General features: G+C 68.3%; 5 protein-coding genes. 2 read left to right on the top strand and 3 right to left on the bottom strand.

What is annotated here, in order from left to right; all coding sequences use genetic code 11:
- Nucleotides 1-638: DsbA family oxidoreductase (locus EQG76_RS09195; RefSeq protein WP_159712678.1), on the top strand; the 638-nt coding region annotated here is incomplete at its 5' end.
- A 102-nt stretch (nt 639-740) separates the two neighbouring features.
- Here the strand turns inward: EQG76_RS09195 and EQG76_RS09190 are convergent.
- Complete coding sequence (locus tag EQG76_RS09190; RefSeq protein WP_200840673.1) at nt 741-1,829, bottom strand: YsnF/AvaK domain-containing protein; 1,089 nt, start codon at nt 1,827-1,829, stop codon at nt 741-743.
- Nucleotides 1,826-2,251, bottom strand: a complete 426-nt coding sequence (locus tag EQG76_RS09185; protein ID WP_159712676.1) for a YsnF/AvaK domain-containing protein — start codon at nt 2,249-2,251, stop codon at nt 1,826-1,828. Before EQG76_RS09185 ends, EQG76_RS09190 begins: the two co-directional genes overlap by 4 nt.
- Nucleotides 2,252-2,505: 254 nt before the next feature.
- On the opposite strand from EQG76_RS09185, the gene EQG76_RS32120 reads away from it, so the two are divergent.
- Nucleotides 2,506-2,934, top strand: coding sequence for a hypothetical protein (locus EQG76_RS32120; protein WP_159712674.1), 429 nt, complete (start codon nt 2,506-2,508; stop codon nt 2,932-2,934).
- Nucleotides 2,935-2,959: 25 nt separating this feature from the next.
- Here EQG76_RS32120 and EQG76_RS33345 read toward each other — a convergent pair.
- Nucleotides 2,960-3,104 (bottom strand): peptide-methionine (S)-S-oxide reductase (locus EQG76_RS33345; protein ID WP_200840672.1); only part of this gene is annotated, 145 nt, incomplete at its 5' end.

Genomic DNA, 3,104 nt, shown 5'->3' with positions numbered 1-3,104 from the left:
TCCGGATCGACTTCGTGTCGGACATTGTCTGCCCCTGGTGCGCGGTCGGCCTGTATGCACTGGAGGAGGCGCTACGGCGCCTGGAGGGCGAGGTGGAGGGCGAGCTGCAATTCCAGCCCTTCGAGCTGAACCCGCACATGCCGAAGGCCGGCCAGGAGATCGTCGAGCACCTGACGGAGAAATACGGGATCACACCTGAGCAGGTCGCGGCCAATGCCGAGGTGCTGCGCCAGCGCGGGGCGGCGGTCGGCTTCGAGTTCCGTGCTGGGGCGCGTCAGCGGACCTACAACAGTTTCGACGCCCACCGGCTGCTGCACTGGGCGGAGCTGGAGAACCGGGCGGTGGCGCTCAAGCACGCGCTGTTGCGCGCCTACTTCACCCATGGCGAGAACATCGCCGAGCACGCTGTCCTTGCCAGGCTCGCGGCCGAGGCCGGGCTGGACCGTGCGCAGGCTGAAGAGATCCTGGGCAGCGACCGTTATGCCGCGGAGGTGCGGGCGCAGGAGCAACGGTTCACCGGGCTCGGCATCAGCGCTGTGCCCTCCGTCATCCTGAACGGCCGCCACCTGATCCAGGGCGGCCAACCGCCGGAAATATTCGAGCGGGCATTGCGGCAGGTGGCGGGCAAGGCCGCCTGATCCTCCGCTGGACTACACGGCAACGGCGCCGCTCCTCGATGGGAGCGACGCCGTTGTCGATTCAGGATGGCGGACCGTCCGGAAAGGGCGGCCGCCCTGCCCTCAGATGGTACCCCGGCCGGCACGGTCGGTGCCGAGGCCGGTCGCGCGGTCGTCCTCGATCTCGGCCTCGGTCTCGCGCACGGTGTCGCGGACCGTCTCGGTGCGGTTCTCGACATCGCGATGGAGGCCGATCTCCTCCTTCACCCGCGCTACCTTGTCGACCACCGCCTCCTCGCTGCGCTCGGTGGCCTCGATGGTGCGCTCCTGGAACGCTTCGTCGCCGACAGTCGCCTCGCGGTCGACCGGACGGCGATCGATGGTAACATGCTCCTGGCGCAAGTTCACGTCCGCCTCGACCGGACGCTCGACCACATAGGTACGGATCCGCACGCGGCCGCCGCTGACGTCGCGCTTGCCGACCCGCAGCTCTTCCTTGGCAAGCTGGACGGCTTGCTCGTCGCCGGCGGTGCCCAGCCGGTCGCTGCCGCGGAGGTCGCCTTCATATCCGCCGGTCCCGGTCACCGAGCCATGGGTCGGCATGTCGCCCACGCTCACCGAGGTCGCCCCGGCCGCACGGGCACCGGCCAGATCCTGACCGGCTGCACTGCCAGTCATGCCGGTGGTGCCGGTCATGCCGGCGGTGTCGCTGAACTCGCTGCGGGTGTCGGTCATGCCGGTGGTGTCGGTGAACTCGCTGCGGGTACCGAGATCATCGGTCCCCGTGCCGTAGGTGCCGCCTGCCGTACCGGCACCGACCGCCGCGGCACCGGCGCCGTAGCTGCTGTCCGAGCGATAGCTCTCGCCCGTCCAGCCCTCGCTGCGCCAGTTGGCGCTACGCTCGTCGAGGTCGATCGGGTCCGCCCGTTCCATGATCTCCTCGGCCTCGCGCTCCATGCCTTCCGGCACGTTCGCGATCAGCAGGTAGCCGCCGCGCCGCACGCCTTCCGAATAGAGCGAGCGATCCTCGTCGGGCATGAACAGGTCGCCCAGGCTCGCCCAGAAGCCCTTGCTCTCCTGCTCGACCGGCTGGCTGAGGTCGTCCGTGCCGCGAATCGTAATGTTCTCCTCCTGGATGCTGATCCCGATCAGCCCGTCGCGGGCAGCCTCGGCAGCGCCGCGAGTGTCATAGAGAGCGGTGACGGTACTCATTTCGGTTCTCCTTTGATCGTCTCGGACGCAGCGGGGAGATCTTCCCGCCGGATGGTTGCGTGCTCGGAGCGCAGCGGCACTTCCTGCCGCACGAGCTGCTTTCGGACGGTGCGGGTGATCCGGAGCTCCTCCTTCAGGACGAGCTCCGTCCGCATCACGAGCCGTTCCTCGACCACTGGCACAATCACGACGCCGCCCTCCTCGCGTACCGGAGGTACTGCCTCGATCACGGTGCCTACCGGCACGCGCTCGACCTGGACCTCTTCATGATCGAGCCAGGCCTCGACGGCATGCTGGCGGGTCTCGACTTGCGTCTCCACCACGACCCGAGCACGATCTACTTGGCGCACTCCAACTTCGACCCGCTCCTCGAGCAGTTCGACTTTCTGGTCGGCAGGTGGAGTGCTGATCGCCTTGGACATGCCGTGTAAACGGCACTCGCCGGCGATAGTTCCGCAGGTAGTTTGCTGCAGTTCACCAGTATCCGGCCAATTTCACATGGTCGGCCATGAACAAGATTTATGCGTGCTGGCGCAGCTACTTGTTCTTCTTCGGGTGCAGCCGATCCCGGCCTGGCCAGAGCGGCCGGCCTTGCCCCGGGCCGTGGCGCAGCAGGCGGTTTTCCCCGCCCGCGGAAGGCGCTAAGTCCCAGCAGGACAGCGGGAACCAGTATCCAGTGCCGATCCGCCCCGAGCGCCGCTACTTCTATCCGATCGACTGGCCGATCATCAGCCGGCAGATCCGCTTCGTGCGCGCCAGGGGCCGCTGCGAGGCCTGTGCCCGGCCGCATGGCCGGCTGATCTGCCAGCTGGCCGACGGGCGCTGGTTCGACGAGATGACCGGGCAATGGCTGGACGACCAGGGCCAGCAGGTGCCCTGGCCCGACATCGTCGACCTCGCCATGCAGCGGCAGCGGCGTATCTGGCTCGGCACCGCCCATCTGGACCACGATCCGGGCAATTCCAGCGGTGGCAACCTGAAGGCGTTCTGCCAGCGCTGCCACCTGCGCCACGACCGGGCGGCCAACGTCCTGCGGCGCCGGGCGCGCGCTCGCGCCAGGCGGGCCCTGGGCGACCTGTTCACCGGGCCGAACCCGCTCCTGTGATCCGGCCGCGGCGGAAGGACGTCCGTCAGGCGCCGATCTCGGGCTCGACCGGGCAGGCCACGCCGGTGCCGACTAGGCCGCAATAGCCCCAGGGCTTCTTCGCCAGGTACTGCTGGTGCTCGTTCTCGGCATAGTAGAACCGGGTATTCCCGCCGATCGTCGTGGTCACC

Origin of the sequence: Geminicoccus flavidas (assembly GCF_009806515.1) — a bacterium.
GTDB classification, from domain to species: domain Bacteria; phylum Pseudomonadota; class Alphaproteobacteria; order Geminicoccales; family Geminicoccaceae; genus Geminicoccus; species Geminicoccus flavidus.
The sequence above is the reverse complement of the archived record's forward strand: the minus strand, read 5'-3'. Positions and strand labels throughout refer to the sequence as shown.